Here is a 19,521-nt window from a genome sequence, read left to right as displayed (position 1 = left end):
TGTCCTGGCTGACCGGCTACCGCAGACTCAACCACCGCTACGAACGCCACCCCCGCAACTACCTGGCCTTTCTCGGCCTCGCCGCTGCCCTCTGCTGCTACAAACGACTCGCCCGTCTCACCACATAGGACACGGTCTTAGGCACCAGGGCGAGTTCCGCTACCCGTCGGGCGGCCTCACGCACCGCCGCAATCGACTTGGCCGGCAAACCGTCTGTCATCCAGGTCTGGTCAAGAGCCCAGAGCCACAGCGCCCCGTCCTCCGCACTGACCTGCAGATGCGCCCACCCGGTCAGCCGAAGCAGGCCCGGGCTCCAGCGCCGGGTGAGTGGTTCCGCCGAATCGGCGGCCAGCAGCAGATCATTCAGGATCGGCTGGGTCAAGTGACCGGCGGCGTGCCGCGACTTGACAGAGGAAGGATCCCGCCTCATCCGCGTGAGCACATCACGGCACAGGGCCGGGCTCACGCGGGTGCCCGCTATCGGAATCCGCAGCGCGCCGAGAATATGGCGTCGCCACTGCATCGGTGTGGAGTTCAACGCATGTTCGACGTCGGCCTGATGCAGCTGTTCGACGGCCGCGCCGACCGGCGACGGCATGGCACGGAGTGCTTGCGCCAGTGCTTCCAAGGCGTCGGTGACAGCCGGCGTATCCGACGCCCCCTCCACCACGGAGAACGGCATGTCCGACTCTCCGCACAAGTGCATTCCACGACGGGGTGATGTCACACGAACTCCTGCGAACTGAATTGCTGGGAGCGGCCGTTCAGCAGCCCCGTTGATGCGGCCGTACGTAGGTGTAGCCGGGGGGCAGCTCAGGGCTGCCGACGAGGCCGAACTTCAGAAAGTCCTGTCGGAACAAGCGTCGCTGTTCCGGGCTCGCTTCGTACCCCAAATGGCCTATGTAGCGCAAAAATCCCGGCACATGGTGCACGGCCTTCGCACGGACCGGCGACGTGCCGCCCTCCGTCTCTCCGTGGCCCCTGGGCCGGTCTTCCACTACCTGCGGTGTGTAGCAGAGCAGCTCGACGATGCGTTCGCCGAGTCGTGTCGGGTGGTGCGGCCGTCCATCGTCGCCCCGGCTGCCTTGCAGGCGGGTCAGTGCTCCGGCGGCGAGCAGTTCGACCACCGCCGCGCCCACCAGCTCGGCCGTGGGGTCCTCCGGGGCATCGGTCATGACCAGAGGCAGGGCGGAGGCCAGCAGTTCGCGGGCCAGCATGGCCCGGCCTACGACATCCAGCAGGCCGAACCTCCGTACCGCCGTCATGACTAGCCACAGGGTTCGGCCGAGGGATGTGTCATCCGGTGGCCGCTGCCACGCACCGTCCCTCGTGCGCACCCGCTGGTCGTACCGATGCTCGATCGACTCCCCGTCGACGGTCCTCGGCCGGAGCAACGCGGTCGTCCTCGCTTGCACGGTCCGGCTGCCGCGCTGCCAGGCGAGGTCGAGCAGGATGCCGGGGAAGCAGGTGGACGGCCACTGCAATCCGACGAGCCGTCCCTCATCGTCCATCCGGACGCGCTGTACGGACGGCGGATGTCCGTCGTGCTCCAGCCGGAAGATGATGTCCGGACTCGGCCGCAGGACCGGCCCGTCGAGTAGTGCGCGATCCGGCGGTTGCGCGGTGCCCTGCCCGGTCGTCACGGCCAGAGGCATTGGCAGGTATCCGCCCTCCAGTTGTCGGGCGCGCAGGGGCTGCTGCCACTCCAGCCGGCCCGGCCCCTCGTGAACCAGAACAGGTTCCCCGAGATCGGGCTCGTCCGGCCACGGCATCACGGGGTACGGGGCTGCGGGCTCCGGCTCCACCACGGGCGCCCCCGGAGCCTGGCGCTCCCGGCATTCCGCCCAGCCCCGCCCGGCCGGCTCCTCCGAGGCACCCCAAAGCACGTCCAACGCCGATTCGTCCCCCACGTGCTCGGCCCGCCAAACTCCGCCGCCCTGCCAGCGGTCGTCGAGGGCGACCCGTACGCCGGTGGGCAGCAGGCCCGTCTTCTCATCGGCTTCACGCCGTACGTAGTCCATCAGTACAACGTTGGCGTGGAGGAGGGCCGAGGGGTACCTCGTGCCCCGCATCAGCCTCGTGGCCTCGGGCAGGGAGCACAGTGCGGGCCCGAGAGCGGTGTAGACCGGCAGCCTCCGCACGGCTGCCCTGCGGCTGACGATCGGCGCGGCGCCGCGCACCACGGACCGAGCGAGTGTCTCCAGGGCGTCACGTCCCAGCGGCCCTCCGTCTGCGAGGCGGTCCGCCATCGAGGCGCGGGTGAAGGCGTACTCCCCCCACAGGCGAATCCCGGGCAGCGACGCGAGAGCGCGCCGGACCACGTTCACAAGGTTCCGCAGTCCGGCCTCCTTGTCCTGCGAAGTGGCACCGGGAGGCAGCATCAAGGGCAGTGGCATGGGGGCGAGGGAGCTGTCCAACTGGTCCTTGCCGCGCGTCATGAGGTAGCGCAGGTAATACGACGTGTCGTCGAGGTCGCTCTCGGGCAGGCCGTCACCGGACCGTTCGTACAGACTGTTGACGACCAGGGACCCGTGCGCGTCGATGGTGCCGCGGTGGCTCAGCCTGTGCAGGCGCGCACCGGAAGCAGCCAGCCCGGGCCCGAACGCGTCGGCGTCGAAGACCAGTCGCTCGCGCAGCGAGGTGGCCTTCGTCCCGTCGAACTGGCCCGGACCCTGTGCGCCAGCGGGAGCGCCCGACAGCCAGCCCGGTATATCGCCCTCGACGCCGAGTGCCTCGTGGGCGCCCTCCTTATAGACGATCTCCGCAGGCAACAGATCGCCGCCGGTCCGTACGTTGATCATCGCGCCGACCGGCAACGCCTCCATCTCGTCGCCGAAGGCGACCGAGGGAAAGTCACCGATGTCCAGCGGCCCCCCGGCGTATCCGGCAGCGTCCGTGTCGAAGCCGAAGTACACGGCGTTGAAGGCGACCGCGACGTGGACGGGGGCGGCTCGCCGCTCGACGAGAGCAAGGAGATAACGACGCAGCCGCGCTTCGTCCGCCGGCTCACCGGCTCCCGGCCTGATCATCCAGGGAGTGATCAGCGGAGGGTCTACATAGGGCCGCCAAACCCCGTCCGAAGTCCCCTCCGACGAAGCTCCGGTCACCGGTGTTCCTCGCATATGCCCTCATGCTCACGCCTCACCGGAGGAAAGGGAAGAGCCGAGACTCGCGCTATGCGCCTCTTGGCCGCCCAAGGAGACTCCGTCACAGTTGATCAGGTCGTCATGGCAGGGGGCGATCCAATCGCCAGATCGTGCCCAGAAACCCAAGGCACACGCATGCCATCGGCGCCACGGGGCCAAGGTCGCTGCGCCAGCCTAAACCGGACGCCCTCCTGACGTCCGACAGCGACGACATGACCGAGCTCTGCGGCGACCAGGTCCGGATCGTCCACCCCTGACCTGCCAGCCCACCCGGAACACTCCCATACCGGGGTGCGTGCCCCATCCGTGCCCAGCAGAGCGGACAACAGCGGTCAAGCACGGCGCCCAGAGACCACACCAACCTCGCCTGACCCGGTCAAACACGCAGGTCAGAGCCGCTTTGGTCGTTCAAGAACCGTTGATTCCCAAGCTCAGAGCGCGAGTTCGATTCTCGTCACCCGCTCTTCGATGGAGGCCCTGGTCAATGACCGGGGCCTTTCTCTTGTTCCGGCTGCTACGGCTCCGTGTCGAGGACTCGGGCGGCCTCACGAGGGTCCATCAGGTTGGACCAGGCCTGTTCCGCGGGGAGCAGGTCCCGCTCCGGCAGGGCGTATTCGGGGTACCAGCCGTCGGCCTCGCAGCCGGGAACGTTGCGCAGAATCAATGTCGTGAGGTTCGGCGGGACCGAACCCGTGATCCGCACCGCGAGGTAAGTCTCGTGGCCGTCGTCGGCGCGGACCTGAAGGCCGACGGTGAAGGTGTCGAAGTCCACCGTGTGCTCCTGACCGTCCCGGAGGGTGGCACGGCTCAGAGTCAGAACCGTGGTCCGGAGCCGCCGGACGAAACGGACTCCAGCTTCGGCGCGATAGCGGACGTGGTCCTCGCGAGCGGGGAGCAAGTGAGCGGTGTACGTGGCGGACTTGAGCGCGTCGGCGTTGCCGGCGTTGTAGCGGGTTCGGGCAGTCTTGCCGTCGGCCTCGAGAGCGGCATAGAAGTCGTCGGTGGAGCCGTCCTCGCGGCGGCCGGCCGCCACCAGCCACGGAAGGTCGGCGTCCACCCAGACCGCCCCGCGCCAACGCTGGACCTTCACCTTGAACAACACCTGGTCATCGACAGCGCGGATGCGCTCATGCTTGGCATCGTCCGCCGCGAACTGCTCAGCGGTCTTCGCCAGGATCGGGTGCTCGATCTCGTCCAAGGGGTCGGTCACCGCCGGCAGGGGGAGTCCGAGGTCATCGCGCAGGCATCGCAAGGTGGGCCTGGCGGGCCGCATCGCAGCGGGACCGGTCATTCGTCGATCCCGCCGACCGCGTCGATCTCCTCCGATGTCAGACCGGTCAGGAGCATGACGTCCGACTTCAGGGAGCCGTCCAGGACGCTGAGCGCCTCCACCATGCCCTCACGCAGATCCTCACGCCGCTGGTCCAGGTAAACCCGTACCGCCTCCGCGACCAGATCCTTCTTCGTCAGGCCCAGGAAATGCGCGCCCTGGCTGATCAACTTATCCGTCGCCGGATCCACCTTGAGCGGCGACTGCCGGGGTGGCTTCGAAGCCGTGGTCATAAATCCCACCTCCGCATCCACGGTACCTTAGTACCTCACGATCAGGTTCCTTGCTGGTGACCGCAATGAGACGCAGCCCGTCGACCGCGGTACTACGGAGCCGGATCGATGACCGCCGACCGGATCACCTTGGGGCAGATCGCCAGGGGTGAAATCGCACGATGGCGAGCGCCTGATCCAGCGCGGTGAAACTTCCCCACCCACGGCACGGCGGCATCGATCGCCCTCGTGCCCCATCCGTGCCCTTCAGAGCGGACAACAGCGGTCAAGCACGGCACCCAGAGACCACACCACCCTCGACCGCTCCAGCCAAACATGCAGGCCAGAGCCACTACAGCCGATCAAGAACCGTTGATTCCCAAGCTCAGAGCGCGAGTTCGATTCTCGTCACCCGCTCCATGCTGAAGGCCCTGGTCAGAGACCAGGGCCTTGTTTGTTGTCTGGGCCAGTTCAGGTGTCGCATGCCACACCCGTGCCAGTCTGCGATCGATCGCCAAGGGACACCTCTTGGGCTCTCCTCTCCATCTGCCACACCCACTTGGCGAGCAGGGCCTGGAGGATGGACCTCCCACGCCGAGAAGAAAGTTTCTGCGAAGAGGTCACGCCCGAGGTTGCTGCGAGCCACTAACCCTCAACTGAGCACGCGAACCGGAGAGTGGGCCTTGTCAGAGATCGAGATCACCGCCATCGTCATCATCGTCGGAAACTTCCTAGCGCTCGTCCGGGTCTGGCTGCGAGAGCGCGGGCGCGTCGAGATCGAGCAGCATCGCAACACCGTGAGGCGAGACATCGCTCGTTCCCTGCCGCCTGGCAGTCGCATCAATGACGGCACTGAGAGCATCACGATCGAAGTTGGCTTCCCCATGGAGAAGGCAGACCGAAGGGACGCACAGTGTGGGTAGTGGACTGGTCCTCCTTGGCGGCCTGCCGAACCACCGACCCCGATGAGCTGTTCGTCCAGGGCACGGCGCAGTTGCGCGCAAAAGAGGTATGCACCGGATGCCAGGTTCGCACGGAGTGCCTAGCTGACGCCCTGGACAACCGGGTGGAGTTCGGGGTGTGGGGTGGCATGACCGAGCAAGAGCGCAGAGCTCTCTTGCTCCGACGCCCCACCGTCTCTTCATGGCGCCGGCTCTTGCAAACTGCAAGAACCGAGTACGAGATCACGACACAGAGCTTCGAGGATGAATTCGAGCAGCTTTTCAGGGAATTGCTACACCGCCTGATCTCCTTCCTGGTCACCGCCGGTGCACGCCTCGCCGACGCCGAGGATGCCGTGCAAATGGCATTTATTGAGCTAGCTAGAGTCTGGCGCTCAGTCGAACACCCACGATCGTGGCTACGCAAAGTATCCTTTCGCATGTGGACAAAAGTTCTGACCAAAAACAAGTTCGACGATCTGGTGTCCGAGTTCCCCGAAGGCGTCAGCCATGAACAAGTAGATGAGATAATCGGCCAGTCTCAGGTCGTCCAGGTTCTGAAGCAGCTTCCTCCTCTTCAGCAAGCAGTCATGGCATTCGAATACGACGGGTGCACCCCGAGCGAAACCGCCGACGCGATGGGCATGCCAGCCGTCAACGTGCGCCAGAACCTACACCGGGCTCGCGCCAACCTGGCTAAGGTACTCCAGCAAAAGGGGATACATTAAGATGCCATCAAGCGCTTCCGAGTACACATTCACCATGGACGAGTTCATGCGGGCAGGAATTGCCGATCTTCGGCAATCTCTATCGAATGAGATCGACGCAGACAAGCAGCTCAACAAAGTTCTTGCCAAAATATCCTCAAGCGCACCGACCCCACGAGACCAGTACGCAGAAACCGAGAATACGACCGCAGCATCTTTGCGATCTCTCAATTCAGCCACTACGCATCAGATCAAAGAAACAGCCAAACTCTGTCTCGCATAAAAGATAGAGAGATCTCCATCAATACGGATCGATGCCCTGGGAGCCTGGGCGCTTCGAAGAGTCCTGATTACCGAATCACGATGCGTGCGAACCGCACTTCACACCTGCCTGGGTGGGTCGGCGCCCCGCCAGACCCACCCAGAACTCCCATGCCCGGTCGAGCACCGGGCCGCAGGTGCCGGAGCATTGCTGCGGGCTCTCACTCCGCTACGCATGGCTGGAGCGACAGAAGCCGCACCGATTGCATCATGCGACCTTGACTGTGGAGCGTCGGGGGAAGCCACAAGCCCTCGCATGCATACTCAAGTATGCTTGCCATATGTCCTCAACGACTCGCATCACCGTCACGCTCCCCAGCGACCAGGTGGCGGAGCTCCGCAAGCTCACGGACAACGTCTCCGGCTACGTCGCGGAAGCCGTGGCCCGCCAGATCCGCCACCAGCTCCTGGGCGACGACCTTCGCCGACATGAAGAAGAGCACGGAGGCTTCAGCGACGAGGAGCTCGCCGAGGCCCACTCGAAGATCTTTGGCGCCACCGGCTCCTCCACGGGCGCGGACGCCGCGTGAGCGAGCGCGTCGAAACCGTCGTCCTGGACTCGGAGGGGCTCTCCGCCTGGATCGCACAGGACCGCAAGCTTCTCGCGATGCTTCAGGTCTTCCACGACATGGGAGCCGACCTGGTGATCGGGGCGAACACCATCGTGGAAGTAGCCCACTCCCGCACCAACATGCCCCGCCTGAACTGGGCCCTGTCCCGCATCAAGGTGGAGCCCGTCACCGAGCACGCGGCGAAAGCGGCAGCGGAGCTACTCAAAGGCGCCGGACTGCACGGGCACAAGTACGCCATCGACGCCACGGTCGCCGAGGTCGCGCTCCGCCAGCCGAAACCCGTCGCCCTGCTGACGTCCGACAGTGATGACATGACCAAGCTCTGCGGCAACCAAGTCCGCATCATCCCCCTGTGACCAGTCCGCCCGCCCGGAGCACGCGTCGCACTGCCAGCTCTCGTGCCCCATCCGTGCCCAGCAGAACGGACAACAGCGGTCAGATACGGCTCCCAGAGACCGGGAGCCATCCACCTGCCCGATCCGAAATCGCAGGCCAGAGCGCCTCCAACAGCGTAAGAACCGTTGATTCCCAAGCTCAGAGCGCGAGTTCGATTCTCGTCACCCGCTCCACATGAAAGCCCCTGGCCGACGGCCAGGGGCTTCTTCGTTTGGGTCACCTTGGATGCGTCCGGTCGGCTTCGGTGGCCTCTCCCTGGATAATCGACGTATGGCATCACAGCCCAGTCTTTCTGATCTCCGCCGTGCCAAGTTCGCCCAGCGAACGCCCGCAGCGCTCTCCGAGCTCGTCGGCCCCAAGCACGGCACGGTGCGCCTGCCACTTCACCTGGCATGGTCGGGGCTGACCACGTTCGACCTCGACCAGCCACGGCTGCGGATGAGCTATTACCGCATCGTGTTGGCCGAGGGCCAGCACGACGACCTGGTCCGGTACCTCAATCGCGGCCTCCTCGTCAGCTTGTGGCCCACACTGCGCACACTGATCAGCCGTGATGTCCGCGAAGTCTGGGAACACTCCTTCGACGAGCTGGCTCACAGCGCCCAGGCTGCTGCGTGAACCTCACCGACCTGCACCGCCGCCTGCTGGCTGATGTACTCGCCGTGGGCGGTGCCTACCCTCTGGCGCTTACCGGCGGCTACGCCGTTCAGGCACACGGCCTGGTCGACCGGCTCAGCCAGGACCTCGACGTAGCGACCGAGAACCCCGATCGCATGGAGGACATTGCTGCTGCCGTGCGCGCCGGCCTGGAACAACACGGGTGGCAGGTCAGCGCTCTGGAAACAGACCCGCTCTCCGCACGCCTGATCGTCACCGATCCCGTCAGTCACGAAAAGTGCGAGGTCGACATCCTCAAGGAAGCGCTCTGGCGACCGCCCGTACACACCGAGCACGGATTGGTGCTGTCCCTCGAAGATGTCGTCGGTACCAAAGTCCGCGCACTCTTCGACCGCGGACTCGCCAGAGACCTGATCGACGTGCAGGCCGCTGCGGAACGCTGGAGCCATGTCGAACTCGAAGAGCTCGGTCGGCGCCACGTCCGCGACTCCTTCGACCTGAGCGAGCTCCAAGCGCGACTGATTGGAGCCGACTGGATCGACGACACGGAATTTTCTGCCTACGGACTCGACGAACAAGCGATCACCGGGCTGCGCCAGTGGGCACAGGCATGGGCCACCGACATCGGCGAACGGCTCCAGGAGCTGGAGACTCCGTAGGAAGGCTGATAACTGCATGGAGGCCGGACGCGCTCAGCACGAGGCACGCCAGGCCACTCAGCCCACACCGGCCGTGCCCCATTTGTGCCCAGAAGAGCGGACACCAGCGGTCGGATACGGCTCTCAGAGACCGGAGGCCATCCACTTGTCCTCTGCGAAACCCCAGTTCATAGCACCTTTACCAACCCAAGAACCGCTGATTCCCAAGCTCGGGGCGCGAGTTCGATTCTCGTCACCCGCTCTTTCACGAACCCCCAGGTCATGGACCTGGGGGTTCGTCGTTGCCCAGACTTCCCCGGCGTCGTGCACCACCTGCGCACCACCTGGGCCCTTGTTCTCGTAGGCTCGGGCGAGTATCGCTGCGGTGGCGGCCACGACCTGGGGGAGTTCGGCCCGTGCAACGACCTCGGCATCCCCCCGAGCCTCAGCAACTCGCAGCAGGCGTGCTCGGTGCCCTCGACCGGGATGACCGCCTCGACCCGTCCGTCGTCACCGCCGGCGGTCGCGGTGGAGCCGAAGGCCCTCACCACCGCAAGGGCAACGTTGCCGAGCAAGCGCCGGCGTTCCCGGGGAGAAGGCGGACGGTGGCTGTGCCGATATAGCAGCGGGCCTGGAAGTCATCGAGGTAGGAGACCCAGTACACGCCCAGGTCGAAGTCCTGCGGCCGGTCGAACCGCTCGTCGCCCAGCATGGGAGGGGACCGAAGAACCCTTCGGTCCCCTCCCATGTCCGGTCAGAGCCAGGAGTCCCAGATGCCGTACGCCGTCGATCGGGTCACGGCCTCGACGCCCGAGGCGTCGAGCCGTACGACGCGGTAGTAGTACAGGCCGAGCCGGTCCTCGTGCACCGTGGTGTCCATGTAGAACGCGGCGTCACCCATCGCGCCCTCCGCCAGGGCCACGTAGGCGGCAGTGGCAGGGTCCCAGCGCTCCACGCGGTAGCTCGCGAACCGGGAACAGTCCCCGAGTCCGGAGCTTTCGGAGCAGCCGACGTACAGATCCGGGTACTGGCCCTCACGGACCTCGGTCTCCGTCCAGCCTGGCGGCTGGGTGTCGGGCAGGGTGACCGAGACCTCGGCGGGGTGGAGGACGTCGAGTGGATCGTCGCGGTGATCGTCCATCGCGGCCACCTTGTAGACGTGGGTGGCGCCGTCCGGCACTGTCGGGCAGAGGATTTCGGTCCTGGTCAGGGAGCTGCCGGTCCAGCAGTTGTTCTTCCAGACCGTCTCACCGCTGTCCGGGTCGGTGACGCCCTGCCACGCGCGGTAGCCGGAGACATCGGTGTCGGCGGGCGGCGTCCAGGTCAGCCGGACGCCGAGCGGGACGCGCTCCGCGGTCAGGTCCTGGACCGGGGCCGGACGCTGCGTGTCCGGGGTGGTCTCCGTGGCGGGCGGGCCGGCCTGCGACACATGTCCGTACCGGTCGATCGTCACGACTCGGTACTCGTACGTCGTCTCCGACTTGCCCTGGACGTCCCAGCAGCTGCCGTTGACCTGTTTGCGGGCGGACAGAGGAGCATCGTCGTCCGCCCAGGTCCAGTACGTGTCCGGGTCATCCAGCGGCTGGTCCACTGAGCTGTTCGGCTTGCACTGGTCCACGACGTCGGTCTCGCCGGTCGCGGTGTCGGTCCGGATGATCTTGTACGTGGGAAGGGGCTGCTCGTCGACGGTCCACGGGTCGACGCTGCTCCACTCGACCATCACGCCCTCGTCGAACCTGTCGGCAGTGGTCTTGAACGCGGGGATCGCCTCCGGCCGGTCGGCCATCTTCAGAGTGATCTCCACCGGCGCGGCAGGGTTGCCCCTGGCGTCCAGCGAGCGCACCGCGTACCGGTAGCTGTCGGCGACGGCGGCCGACTGGCGCGGCACGACGTCGGTCCGGGTGGTGGGGCTCCCGTCGGGAAGAGCGTCGGTGTAGTCGCCGGTCGCCGGGTCGTACTGGAGGACCTGGTAGGAGGCGGCCCCGGCGACGGGCGACCACACCAGATGCGGAATGCCCGACCGGTACTCGGCGCGGAGCCCTGTGACGGCGGCGGGCGGGGTCAGGTCGGGGGTGGTGAACGTCGTGGCGGTCGAGTACGCCGACCAGTTCCCGGCGGCGTCCCGGGCCCGCCCCCGGTAGGTGACCTTGCTGCCGTCGGCCCGGTAACCGGTGTCGCAGATAGCACCCTTGGTGCCGGAGTAGATGGTGCTCCAGCTCTTCGTGGTGGCGTCGAGCCGCTGCATCTCGTACCGGGCGATGTCGGCGGCATTCTGTGCGGTGGTGACCAGCTCCGGTGCCGCGTAGGGCTGGTCGGCCGGGCAGGCATCCCATTCGACGAAGGGCGCGGCGGGCGGCGTCCTGTCGACGGTGGTGACGAGCTTGTCGGAGCTGCCGCCAGATACATTGCCCGCCTTGTCGACGGCCCGCACCTCGTAGTAGTAGGCCGCTCCGGTCTTGGGCAGCGCGCTGTCGGTGTACGACGTGGCGGTGGTCGTCGCGAGCTGCTTGCCGTACGTCGCGCCCTTCAGCCGCCGGTAGACCCGGTAGTTCGCCAGGTCCATCTCCTTGCTCCTGGTCCAGGTGAGCTTGGCGGCGCCGGTGGCGGAGTTGTACGAGACGGCCGTGCCAGTCGGAATGAGGGGCTTGACCTTGTCGTAGGCGGCGGAGGTGCGTGGCGTATAGGCGAACCTGACGTTCGCGGAACCTGTCCAGTTGACGAAGTCGAAGCGGATCGTGTGCTTGCCCGCGGGGATCGTCACATTGACCGTCTTCTTGACGGTGGCGGAGACGTTCTTCCATACGTCGATCTTGCGGACGCCATCGACATAGACGCGCATTCCGTCCAGGGCGGAGGCCGTGAACGTGAAGGGGCCACCGGAGCCGAAGTCGCGTGTCACCGACCAACGCACGCCGAAGTTGTTGGACGGCACGCCGGAGACAGGGGCTCCGCTGCCCCAGTTCTGGTCGATCTTGGAATCGCAGTCCGTCTTCTTCGGCGCGCCCGAGAACGTCGTGTTCGCGAAGAACTGCCGTGTGAAGACGGGGGAAGTACAGTTCACCGCCGCGGAAGCAGGTACGGCGGTGGCGTAGAGCACTCCGCCTGCCGTGGCCAGAGCCAAGGCGGTGGCGGTCGTGCGTCTGGCTGGGTTCATCAAGTCCTTCAGTCCTGTTCGGCGGCCGATGTCGGTCAGACGTCGCCGAACAAGACAGATAAGAGGGCCGGTTGGTTGTACGAGCCTCAGCCGTGACAGCTCAGCCGCTGGGGCACGGTCTCCGTAGCGACTCCCGTGCCCCATCCGTGCCCAGCAGAGCGGACAACAGCGGTCAGGTGTGGTTCCCAGAGACCGTAGCCATACACCCCGCCTGACGGGAAAATTCAGGTCAGGGCCCCTTCAGCGGCCCAAGAACCGTTGATTCCCAAGCTCAGAGCGCGAGTTCGATTCTCGTCACCCGCTCCATGAAAGCCCCAGGCCAGCGGCCGGGGGCTTCTTTGTTGTCTATACCAGTTCAGGGGTCGCGCACCAGATCCGCACCAGAAGGCCCCTGATCGGCCTTCTTACGGGCGGACCGCACGAGGTCGTCCAGCCCGCTCGCGACCTCCTGCTGTCGCTCAAGTCCGAGTGCTGATAGATCAACGCTGCCTTCTCCGACGACTGGCCGGCGCGGACCATCGTGTCCTTGAGGGTGGCCCCGGACCGGGTGGCCAGGGTGTGACCGGTGTGACGAAGATCGTAGAAGCGGAAGCCGTCGGGAAGGCCCACCTTCGAGCGAGCCGCGCGCCACTTCCGCCCGGAGGTGGACCGGCGGAACGGCTTGCCACTCCCCCCGACGAACAGCAGGCCGTCCGCCCCTTCTCGGCACTGGAAGTCATTCCGCAGGAACTTCGGCAGCACGGCCACGCGCTTACCGGACTCCGGTCTCGTGCTCTCTTGTCCGTGGCCGGCCCTGTCCGTGCGTCGGCTGCGGTTGATGGCAAGGAGTCCGATCGGCGAGTAGTCGATACGGCTCGGGCAGAGGGGCCGCCACGGCACCGGGGGATACTCAGTCTTCGTAGCCCTCGTCCACCACACCGGTTGCGGGATATCCGTCCTCAGTGACGACCGCCTTGCCAGTGGCCGTCTCGATGGCCTCGACCAGAGCATGCTGCCGTGCTTCGAAAAAGCCCGCAAAGTCATCCTTGGCGAGCAGCGCGGGATCAACCAGATGGGTACGAATATGGTTGGCCACGGTGTCCGCGTCCACCTCGGCGTTCTTCGCGAGCCTGGCAAGGTAGGCAGACGGCGCTGTCCCGCCGATGATGCGGTTGGTACGTCCGGTCAGCGGGGTCTTGTTGACGATTGAGTTGTAAGTGCCCCGGGCGATGTTCTCCCGCTCGCACCACGCCTGCGGGAAGATGTGGTGGATGTCCACGGCCTCCGCGAAGTACTCGGTGATCTCGGTCTTCTCACCAGTCCGCCAGTCGACGGCGCCTTCCTTCATCAGAAGTGCGTAGATGCCCTTGTAGGCGGCGCTGTTGCGGGTGCGCAATGTCAGCAGGCGGCTCTCACTGAACCGGGCATCGCGGATGGTGCGCGGTTCGGCCCCAGTGCCACGTACCCAACTCACGGCTTCGGGGAGGTCGTGGCTAAACCTGGTCTCCGTCGAGCCGCCGTACAGCTCGCCGAACACACCGCACCAGTACCAACGGGCCAGCTTCTGCTGTGCACCGGCCGGTTCGGCCTGTTCGCCGAGCGTGCTGAGGATCGCGGCGAGAGGGATCAGCTGGGTGCCGTAGGGGAGGAACTTGGTGTCGAAGAGGTACTGCTGGCGGAGGAACTTGGCCGCGTCCTTGAAGCCTTTGACGACCAGTGGTGCGAAGCGGCGGTACTCGCCCAGACCCAGTTCCAGCATGTCCTTGCGCTTGCAGCCGATTCGCGGCAGACGCTCTTCGTCAATCCCGACGGTAGCGGCATCGGCGCGCCGGGCAGCCGTGGCCATCAGGGTGACGGCCTGCAGGAAGTCGGTGTTGGCAACCTCTTTCAGGACGCGGTACTCCGGCGCCTTCCACGCGGCCCGGACCACGTTGTTCCAGTGGTTGCGCAGGTCGAACTCTTCGGCGGCATATGTGGCGGTGAGCAGCTCGAAGACGGTGAGGGTGACGCCGCCGGTGTTGACCTTTTCGAAGACCTGGCAGACAGCCTGCCTCTCGGTCTGCTTCCCTAGTTCGATTACCGGCACCTGGTAGAGCTCGAAGGGGCGGACGAATGCCTCCTCGAAGTCCCGCCACCACTTGCGGCCGTCCTGCCCCTGATCCTTCCAGTAGTCCTCGTAACCGTAGCTCCAATCACGATTGGAAAAGAGCTGGGAGAGTGGGAAGAGCCGGGCCGCGTATTCCTTCTCCGGGGTCGAGTAGTCCTCGATGAGATCGCCACGGAAGCTGCGGACCACCCGGTCCGCCGGCAGAAGGCGGATGGCGTCTTCACGGTCCGCCTGAGGGTCGAGAGCCTTGACCATGTCGACGTAGAACCAGCCGGTGATCCGCTGCTTACGCTGGTTCTGTGTCTCGACCGGCTTGCCAAGCATGAGGGACTGGAAGAGCGAGGTCATCCGTTGCTGGCCGTCGAGAATCAGGGTGTCCGGTTCGGTGCCCGGGGGCGGAGTGGCGCCCTCGACCGGGCGACACTTGAAACGGACGTCACCACCGGTCTGCAACAACATAAGGGTGCCGACCGGGTATCCACGAGAGATCGAGGCGAGCAGGCCGATGATGTTGTGATCCGGCCACACCCAGCCGCGCTGGAACTCCGGTAACTGTGCTTCGCCCTCGGCCACTCGCCGCAGCAGTTTGACCAGCTGAATCTTGTCGATCCCGAATGCTTGCTCAGTCACGACCCACCCCCTCCTCGACACTGAACGCTGCCGAAAGGTTACCGGTGGTGGGGTGAGCACGAGGTCAGTGCTGAAATTCGAGCTGCCAGGGGGTTGGCGCCTGCCACCTCGCCAAGGGCCGTCGCGCTGCGTCGGCTCAGGACCGATACACGTCTCCTCTTGCCCCGGGTGGCCGGAGCCGTGACTTCGAGGGGGCTATTAGAGCCCTTTCGCTTACCTTTCGGGAAAGCAACGCTTACCCTCGACGAGCAGCCGAAGCACCGCGCAGCGGCATCCCGCATACTCTAGTATGCTTGACTTATGTCCTCAACGACTCGCATCACCGTCACGCTCCCCAGCGACCAGGTGGCGGAGCTCCGCAAGCTCACGGACAACGTCTCCGGCTATGTAGCGGAAGCCGTGGCCCGCCAGATCCGGCACCAGTTGCTCGGCGACGACCTCCGCCGGCACGAGGAAGAGCATGGAGGCTTCAGCGACGAGGAGCTCGCCGAGGCCCGCGCGAGGATCTTCGGCTCCGCCGGCTCTTCCAAAGGCGCAGACGCCGCGTGAGCGAGCGCATCGAGACCGTCGTCCTCGACTCGGAAGGACTGTCCGCCTGGGTCGCGCAGGACCGCAAGCTCCTCGCCATGCTGCAGGTCTTCCACGACATGGGAGCCGACCTGGTGATCGGGGCCAACACCATCGTGGAAGTCACCCACTCCCGCACCAACATGCCTCGCCTCAACTGGGCCCTGTCCCGTGTCAAGGTGGAGCCCGTCACCGAGCAGGCGGCGAAAGCGGCGGCTGAGCTCCTCAAAGGCGCCGGGCTGCACGGGCACAAGTACGCCGTTGACGCCACGGTCGCCGAGGTCGCGCTCCACCAGCCGAAACCCGTCGCCCTGCTGACCTCCGACAGCGATGACATGACCAAGCTCTGCGCCAACCAAGTCCGCATCGTCCCCCTCTGACCAGTCGGCCCGCCCGGAGCACGCGTCGCACTGCCAGCTCTCGTGCCCCATCCGTGCCCAGCAGAGCGGACAACAGCGGTCAGATACGGCTCCCAGAGACCGGGAGCCATCCACCTGCCCGTAGCGAAATCGCCGGTCAGAGCCCCTCCAACATTGCAGGAACCGTTGATTCCCAAGCTCAGAGCGCGAGTTCGATTCTCGTCACCCGCTCCACGAAAGCCCCAGGCCAGCGGCCGGGGGCTTTTTTTGTTGCCACAAGCCCGATCAGGCACCCGCGCCCGCTCTGCACCCGATGCGCCTGCTGGCTTCCTCCAGCCGCCGCACCCCACGGGCACATATGTCAACTATGATAGTTGCTATATGCTTCAGCACATGGAGACGAAGACGTACACAACCATCGACCTGCGCAAGGGGATGGGCGAGATCCTGGACCGGACCCGGATCGCCGGCGAGGCCGCCGCCATCACCCGCAAGGGAAAGACGGTCGCCTACCTGGTGCCGGCCGAGTGGTTCGAGCAGATGGCCCACGGGCACCAGTCGCACGAGGACCGACGCGAGGCGGCCTGACCCACCCTCCACACCAAGGAGCACGAACCATGCCCGCCCACGCACTCCACTTCGATGGGTACGAGGGGGAACCCCTGCGGTTGCCGCCCATGCCCGAACACACGCCTCAAGCACTTCGGTTGGCGATTCAGGAACACACTCCGCACCTCCTGCCGGACTTTGAGGCGCACTGGAAGCGCGTCATCGGCGACGCCTTCAACATCACCCCCGTGCCCGCCTTCATGCGCCTGTGGTGGACGCAGTACGCCATCGCCAGGGATCCCGTCCTCGACTCGCACCTTCGCGACCTCGAAGCCCGCGCCGCCAAGTCCGAGGACCCCGAGGAGTCCATCCGGTTTCTGGAGGAGTACAGCCGCCTCCGACACGAAGCCGCTGAGAGGAAGCCCGGAGAGTGATCGACGAACCACCTCGGCCGCCTTGGCAAATGGACTGGACGAAGCAGGCGCAGCACGACTTCCAGAACATGCCCGCCGAAGGCAGTGACCTCGTCATGAGTGCCCGTGCGGAACTGATCACAGCCGAAGACCCGTACTTCCGGGGAATCGACGCCGATGCCTCGCTCCCACACTGGATGACCGTCCGACCTCTGGCCTCTACAAGCCCCGGCGGCCCCCACATCGTGGACCTGGCCGGTGGACGCGGCTGGCTCATCTACACCTTCATGCGGCGCCACGCCGACCCACAGATCGTGGTCACCGAAGCCTTCTGGGCCTGACGTCTGCGCCACCGGAGCGTCTGCAGCACAGGTGGCTTCCGTTCCGTTTTCCGCCAGCCGCTCCAGCACAGAACCTCAGCCTGATGACCCGCCGTCGACGTGCCCCATCCGTGCCCAGCAGAGCGGACAACAGCGGTCAGGTACGGCTCCCCGAGACCGTAGCTATACACCTCGTCCAGCGCGAAAGTGCAGCTCAAAGCCCCTTCGACGGTCCAAGAACCGTTGATTCCCAAGCTCAGAGCGCGAGTTCGATTCTCGTCACCCGCTCCACGACCAAGGCCCAGGTCATCGACCCGGGTCTTGCTTGTTGTCTGAACCTGTCCAGGTGTCGCGTGCCACATCCGTGCCAGTTGCCTGCGTTTCCGCCGCCGCACGCCGTGCCCGTACGAGCTGGGCGAGGCCGGCGGCCACCTCACGCTGCCGGTCGGTGCCGGAGTGCTGGCAGATCAGCGCGGCCCGTTCGGTCGACTGCCCCGCGCGGACCATCGTGTCTTGAGCGCGGCCTCGGAGCGAGTCCCTGACCTCGAAGCCGAGTCGCTCATGATCCTCCGGAACCGCGCTGACGAGAACCGGCCGCAGCAGCTGATCTCAGCGGCCGACCGCACAGGCGTCCCCGTTGAGCGTAAAGCGCGGCGGTGGCGACGAGTCGCCGGTATGGGCGGCGAGATAGCCGAGGGTGATACTCGCGCCGGGAGCGATCGTGGCGTTGTGCGAGGTGTTGGCGGCCGTGATCGTGTTGCTTCCCTGGGTGAGATCGGTGTTCCAGTCGGAGGTGACGGTCTGCCCGAGTGCCAGCGGGAACTTCAGTGTCCAGCCGCTCACTGGAATGCCCCGCTCATCCTTGAAGAATGGCCTCCAGGTGCCACCCTCTGGGACTACCTGGAACAGGCACTGGTCCGTCCGACATCCGCCCTCCTCGTCAGTGGCGAGCGCACTCTGGCCGCCGAATTCCCCACCGAGGCACAGGCTCGCACCGTACTGAGCACCATCGGACACGGGGAACGCACCTTCACCCTCATCGGCCGGGCAGCCGGCGACCTCAATCCAGGCTCCGTGAAACGATCCCTGGAACTCCTCACCAGCCGACGCATGGTGGCGGCCGACCTTCCCCTGTCCACCAGGCCGAGCCGTGAGAGCCGCTACCACGTCGCCGATCCGTACCTGCGCTTCTGGCTCTCCTTCATCGGGTCCGGCATCCCCATGATCGAGCGCGGGCGTGGAGACCGTGTACTCGAGTCGATCCGCACCAGTTGGACGTCCTGGCGGGGCCGCGCCGTCGAACCTGTGATCCGCGAGGCCCTGTGGCGTCTGACCGACGACCGGCTGCCTGAGGCCACCAACGTGATCGGCGGCTACTGGACCCGCACCAACGACCCCGAAATCGACCTCGTCGGCGCCGACCGCTCCCCCATCGCCAAGAAGATCACCCTCGTCGGATCCATCAAGTGGCTGGAGAACAAGCCCTTCGACAACCGCGACCTCGCCCGCCTCGTCACCCACCGCTCACAACTGCCCGGCACTGACGACTCCACCCCCCTGCTCGCCGTCGCCCGCAGCGGAAGCAGCGCCAACGGCATCATCAACCTCGCCCCGGACGACCTCATCACCGCTTGGGCGTGACACACCAAGGGCCGCTCCCCGGCAGTAACCGCGTTCGTGCCCCATCCGTGCCCTTCGGAGCGGACAGCAGCGGACAAGTACTGCTACCAGAGACCGCACCGACCTTGCCCGCACCCGCACCCGCCAAACATGCAGGCCAGAGCGGCTTCGCCTTCTCAAGAACCGTTGATTCCCAAGCTCAGAGCGCGAGTTCGATTCTCGTCACCCGCTCCACGACGAACCCTGGTCAGAGATCAGGACCTGTTTGGTGTCTAGACCATTTACTCCGGCAGGGCGAGCCAGTCCGACCAGGAGATCTCGCGGCCGAGGAAGCGTGGCTGCTCGAACGGCCAGTCGGCGGCGATCCACTGTGGCACCAGCGCGTCGAGGGCTTGCTCGACCTTGCTGCCCTCCAGTTCGTCCACCACCCACCAGGAGATCTCGGCGTCCGCGCCGGCCCTCTCCGGTGGGTCGATGTAGACGCAGCCGAGCAGAGCTGTCTCCGCCGCGTTGAACAGCGCGTAGTTGAAGGACTGGTGTGCGGCGATCTCCTTCTCGTGCCGCAACAGGTCTGCCTGGTCGGCCTCGTAGGTCATGGTGGCCGCGGGCCAGCCCCAGGCCGGGCCGAAGATGGTCCACAGCCGCTCGCGCGAACCCATCACAGCCGGATAGTCGAGCGGGGTGTCCGCCTCCCGGATCGGCCGCAGGTGATGACCACCGTCCGGCAGCGGTACCAGGACGGGGTGGACGAAGTCATCGGGAAGCCAGCTCATGGCGCCCGACCGTAGCAGCGCGCGGCCGTCCGCTCCCCTGGATTTTCCCGTATATCGCCAGGCCCTGTTCTCATTACGGGCAGGGCCCGCGCGATCACCCGATCGCGACTCCCGTTCGATCGACAGACTCCATGATCGGTATGGCTACGGCTTCTGAGACCGTAGCCAT

General features: G+C 65.8%; 20 protein-coding genes and 5 pseudogenes. 14 read left to right on the top strand and 11 right to left on the bottom strand.

Features of this window, described 5'->3' with window-relative positions:
- Positions 1-128: pseudogene (locus BFF76_RS33290) on the top strand (IS5/IS1182 family transposase); the annotation flags it as partial.
- On the opposite strand, the gene BFF76_RS06165 reads toward BFF76_RS33290, so the two are convergent.
- Together BFF76_RS06165 and BFF76_RS06160 are read right to left on the bottom strand one after the other, a co-directional pair.
- A complete protein-coding gene (locus BFF76_RS06165) occupies positions 98-682 on the bottom strand; it encodes a hypothetical protein (RefSeq protein ID WP_208604817.1) in 585 nt (194 codons plus the stop codon). The pseudogene BFF76_RS33290 and the gene BFF76_RS06165 overlap by 31 nt on opposite strands.
- 82 nt (positions 683-764) lie before the next feature.
- On the bottom strand, positions 765-3,029 hold the full coding sequence (locus BFF76_RS06160; RefSeq protein ID WP_065847517.1) for a hypothetical protein: 2,265 nt from the start codon (positions 3,027-3,029) through the stop codon (positions 765-767).
- A 245-nt stretch (positions 3,030-3,274) separates the two neighbouring features.
- Between BFF76_RS06160 and BFF76_RS33565 the strand changes: the two are divergent.
- A pseudogene (locus BFF76_RS33565) lies at positions 3,275-3,403 on the top strand (DNA-binding protein); the annotation flags it as partial.
- A 257-nt stretch (positions 3,404-3,660) separates the two neighbouring features.
- On the opposite strand, the gene BFF76_RS06155 reads toward BFF76_RS33565, so the two are convergent.
- Positions 3,661-4,356: a hypothetical protein gene (locus BFF76_RS06155; RefSeq protein ID WP_244167233.1), complete on the bottom strand. Its 696-nt coding sequence runs from the start codon at positions 4,354-4,356 to the stop codon at positions 3,661-3,663.
- Positions 4,357-4,433: 77 nt separating this feature from the next.
- Positions 4,434-4,709, bottom strand: coding sequence for a hypothetical protein (locus BFF76_RS06150; RefSeq protein WP_030595208.1), 276 nt, complete (start codon positions 4,707-4,709; stop codon positions 4,434-4,436).
- Positions 4,710-5,371: 662 nt separating this feature from the next.
- Between BFF76_RS06150 and BFF76_RS06145 the strand changes: the two genes are divergently transcribed.
- The 6 genes from BFF76_RS06145 to BFF76_RS06120 all read left to right on the top strand — a co-directional run bounded on the left by BFF76_RS06145 (position 5,372) and on the right by BFF76_RS06120 (position 8,902).
- Complete coding sequence (locus BFF76_RS06145) at positions 5,372-5,611, top strand: hypothetical protein (protein ID WP_065847516.1); 240 nt, start codon at positions 5,372-5,374, stop codon at positions 5,609-5,611.
- Positions 5,602-6,357: a sigma-70 family RNA polymerase sigma factor gene (locus BFF76_RS31015; RefSeq protein ID WP_079122323.1), complete on the top strand. Its 756-nt coding sequence runs from the start codon at positions 5,602-5,604 to the stop codon at positions 6,355-6,357. Before BFF76_RS06145 ends, BFF76_RS31015 begins: the two co-directional genes overlap by 10 nt.
- 581 nt (positions 6,358-6,938) lie before the next feature.
- Positions 6,939-7,187 carry a type II toxin-antitoxin system CcdA family antitoxin gene (locus tag BFF76_RS06135; protein WP_056793293.1) on the top strand — a complete coding sequence of 83 codons (249 nt, stop codon included), beginning with the start codon at positions 6,939-6,941 and terminating at the stop codon, positions 7,185-7,187.
- On the top strand, positions 7,184-7,585 hold the full coding sequence (locus BFF76_RS06130) for a DNA-binding protein (protein WP_065847514.1): 402 nt from the start codon (positions 7,184-7,186) through the stop codon (positions 7,583-7,585). Before BFF76_RS06135 ends, BFF76_RS06130 begins: the two co-directional genes overlap by 4 nt.
- 310 nt (positions 7,586-7,895) lie before the next feature.
- Complete coding sequence (locus BFF76_RS06125; protein WP_031090694.1) at positions 7,896-8,243, top strand: hypothetical protein; 348 nt, start codon at positions 7,896-7,898, stop codon at positions 8,241-8,243.
- Positions 8,240-8,902 (top strand): nucleotidyl transferase AbiEii/AbiGii toxin family protein, encoded by a 663-nt coding sequence (locus BFF76_RS06120; RefSeq protein ID WP_031090692.1) that lies wholly within the window; start codon positions 8,240-8,242, stop codon positions 8,900-8,902. Before BFF76_RS06125 ends, BFF76_RS06120 begins: the two co-directional genes overlap by 4 nt.
- Before the next feature lie 523 nt (positions 8,903-9,425).
- Here the strand turns inward: BFF76_RS06120 and BFF76_RS34540 are convergent.
- From BFF76_RS34540 to BFF76_RS06105, 4 genes and pseudogenes are all read right to left on the bottom strand, one after another.
- Positions 9,426-9,593 carry a hypothetical protein gene (locus BFF76_RS34540; RefSeq protein WP_199918763.1) on the bottom strand — a complete coding sequence of 56 codons (168 nt, stop codon included), beginning with the start codon at positions 9,591-9,593 and terminating at the stop codon, positions 9,426-9,428.
- A gap of 42 nt (positions 9,594-9,635) precedes the next feature.
- Complete coding sequence (locus BFF76_RS06115; RefSeq protein WP_031090684.1) at positions 9,636-12,035, bottom strand: PA14 domain-containing protein; 2,400 nt, start codon at positions 12,033-12,035, stop codon at positions 9,636-9,638.
- Between the two features lie 355 nt (positions 12,036-12,390).
- Positions 12,391-12,806: pseudogene (locus BFF76_RS06110) on the bottom strand (tyrosine-type recombinase/integrase); the annotation flags it as partial.
- A 118-nt stretch (positions 12,807-12,924) separates the two neighbouring features.
- Positions 12,925-14,751: a DUF262 domain-containing protein gene (locus BFF76_RS06105; RefSeq protein ID WP_031090680.1), complete on the bottom strand. Its 1,827-nt coding sequence runs from the start codon at positions 14,749-14,751 to the stop codon at positions 12,925-12,927.
- Between the two features lie 300 nt (positions 14,752-15,051).
- Between BFF76_RS06105 and BFF76_RS06100 the strand changes: the two genes are divergently transcribed.
- From BFF76_RS06100 to BFF76_RS06080, 5 genes are all read left to right on the top strand, one after another.
- Positions 15,052-15,300, top strand: a complete 249-nt coding sequence (locus BFF76_RS06100; protein WP_031090678.1) for a type II toxin-antitoxin system CcdA family antitoxin — start codon at positions 15,052-15,054, stop codon at positions 15,298-15,300.
- A complete protein-coding gene (locus BFF76_RS06095) occupies positions 15,297-15,698 on the top strand; it encodes a hypothetical protein (protein ID WP_031090677.1) in 402 nt (133 codons plus the stop codon). Before BFF76_RS06100 ends, BFF76_RS06095 begins: the two co-directional genes overlap by 4 nt.
- 372 nt (positions 15,699-16,070) lie before the next feature.
- Positions 16,071-16,265, top strand: a complete 195-nt coding sequence (locus BFF76_RS06090; RefSeq protein ID WP_031090675.1) for a type II toxin-antitoxin system Phd/YefM family antitoxin — start codon at positions 16,071-16,073, stop codon at positions 16,263-16,265.
- A gap of 29 nt (positions 16,266-16,294) precedes the next feature.
- On the top strand, positions 16,295-16,660 hold the full coding sequence (locus BFF76_RS06085; protein WP_031090673.1) for a hypothetical protein: 366 nt from the start codon (positions 16,295-16,297) through the stop codon (positions 16,658-16,660).
- Entirely contained in the window at positions 16,657-16,980 is a 324-nt protein-coding gene (locus tag BFF76_RS06080) for a hypothetical protein (RefSeq protein ID WP_031090671.1), read from the top strand. The genes BFF76_RS06085 and BFF76_RS06080 overlap by 4 nt, the downstream gene beginning before the upstream one ends.
- A gap of 285 nt (positions 16,981-17,265) precedes the next feature.
- Here BFF76_RS06080 and BFF76_RS34805 read toward each other — a convergent pair.
- A pseudogene (locus BFF76_RS34805) lies at positions 17,266-17,475 on the bottom strand (hypothetical protein); the annotation flags it as partial.
- A 93-nt stretch (positions 17,476-17,568) separates the two neighbouring features.
- Entirely contained in the window at positions 17,569-17,802 is a 234-nt protein-coding gene (locus BFF76_RS31000) for a cellulose binding domain-containing protein (protein ID WP_244167232.1), read from the bottom strand.
- 9 nt (positions 17,803-17,811) lie between these two features.
- On the opposite strand from BFF76_RS31000, the pseudogene BFF76_RS06075 reads away from it, so the two are divergent.
- A pseudogene (locus BFF76_RS06075) lies at positions 17,812-18,600 on the top strand (DUF234 domain-containing protein); the annotation flags it as partial.
- 260 nt (positions 18,601-18,860) lie between these two features.
- Here the strand turns inward: BFF76_RS06075 and BFF76_RS06070 are convergent.
- Positions 18,861-19,352 (bottom strand): GNAT family N-acetyltransferase, encoded by a 492-nt coding sequence (locus BFF76_RS06070; protein ID WP_031090670.1) that lies wholly within the window; start codon positions 19,350-19,352, stop codon positions 18,861-18,863.
- Positions 19,353-19,521 lie beyond the last annotated feature (169 nt).

This window comes from Streptomyces mutomycini (assembly GCF_001700505.1).
Taxonomy (GTDB): domain Bacteria; phylum Actinomycetota; class Actinomycetes; order Streptomycetales; family Streptomycetaceae; genus Streptomyces; species Streptomyces mutomycini.
Note: the sequence above shows the minus strand (reverse complement) of the source record. Positions and strands in the feature narration are given on the sequence as shown.

Coding starts and splice junctions, on each gene's coding strand:
- BFF76_RS06165 (WP_208604817.1), bottom strand. CDS start 682: ATGCCGTTCTCCGTGGTGGAGGGGGCGTCGGATACGCCGGCTGTCACC.
- BFF76_RS06160 (WP_065847517.1), bottom strand. CDS start 3,029: ATGATCAGGCCGGGAGCCGGTGAGCCGGCGGACGAAGCGCGGCTGCGT.
- BFF76_RS06150 (WP_030595208.1), bottom strand. CDS start 4,709: ATGACCACGGCTTCGAAGCCACCCCGGCAGTCGCCGCTCAAGGTGGAT.
- BFF76_RS06135 (WP_056793293.1), top strand. CDS start 6,939: ATGTCCTCAACGACTCGCATCACCGTCACGCTCCCCAGCGACCAGGTG.
- BFF76_RS06125 (WP_031090694.1), top strand. CDS start 7,896: ATGGCATCACAGCCCAGTCTTTCTGATCTCCGCCGTGCCAAGTTCGCC.
- BFF76_RS34540 (WP_199918763.1), bottom strand. CDS start 9,593: ATGCTGGGCGACGAGCGGTTCGACCGGCCGCAGGACTTCGACCTGGGC.
- BFF76_RS06115 (WP_031090684.1), bottom strand. CDS start 12,035: ATGAACCCAGCCAGACGCACGACCGCCACCGCCTTGGCTCTGGCCACG.
- BFF76_RS06100 (WP_031090678.1), top strand. CDS start 15,052: ATGTCCTCAACGACTCGCATCACCGTCACGCTCCCCAGCGACCAGGTG.
- BFF76_RS06090 (WP_031090675.1), top strand. CDS start 16,071: ATGGAGACGAAGACGTACACAACCATCGACCTGCGCAAGGGGATGGGC.
- BFF76_RS06085 (WP_031090673.1), top strand. CDS start 16,295: ATGCCCGCCCACGCACTCCACTTCGATGGGTACGAGGGGGAACCCCTG.
- BFF76_RS06070 (WP_031090670.1), bottom strand. CDS start 19,352: ATGAGCTGGCTTCCCGATGACTTCGTCCACCCCGTCCTGGTACCGCTG.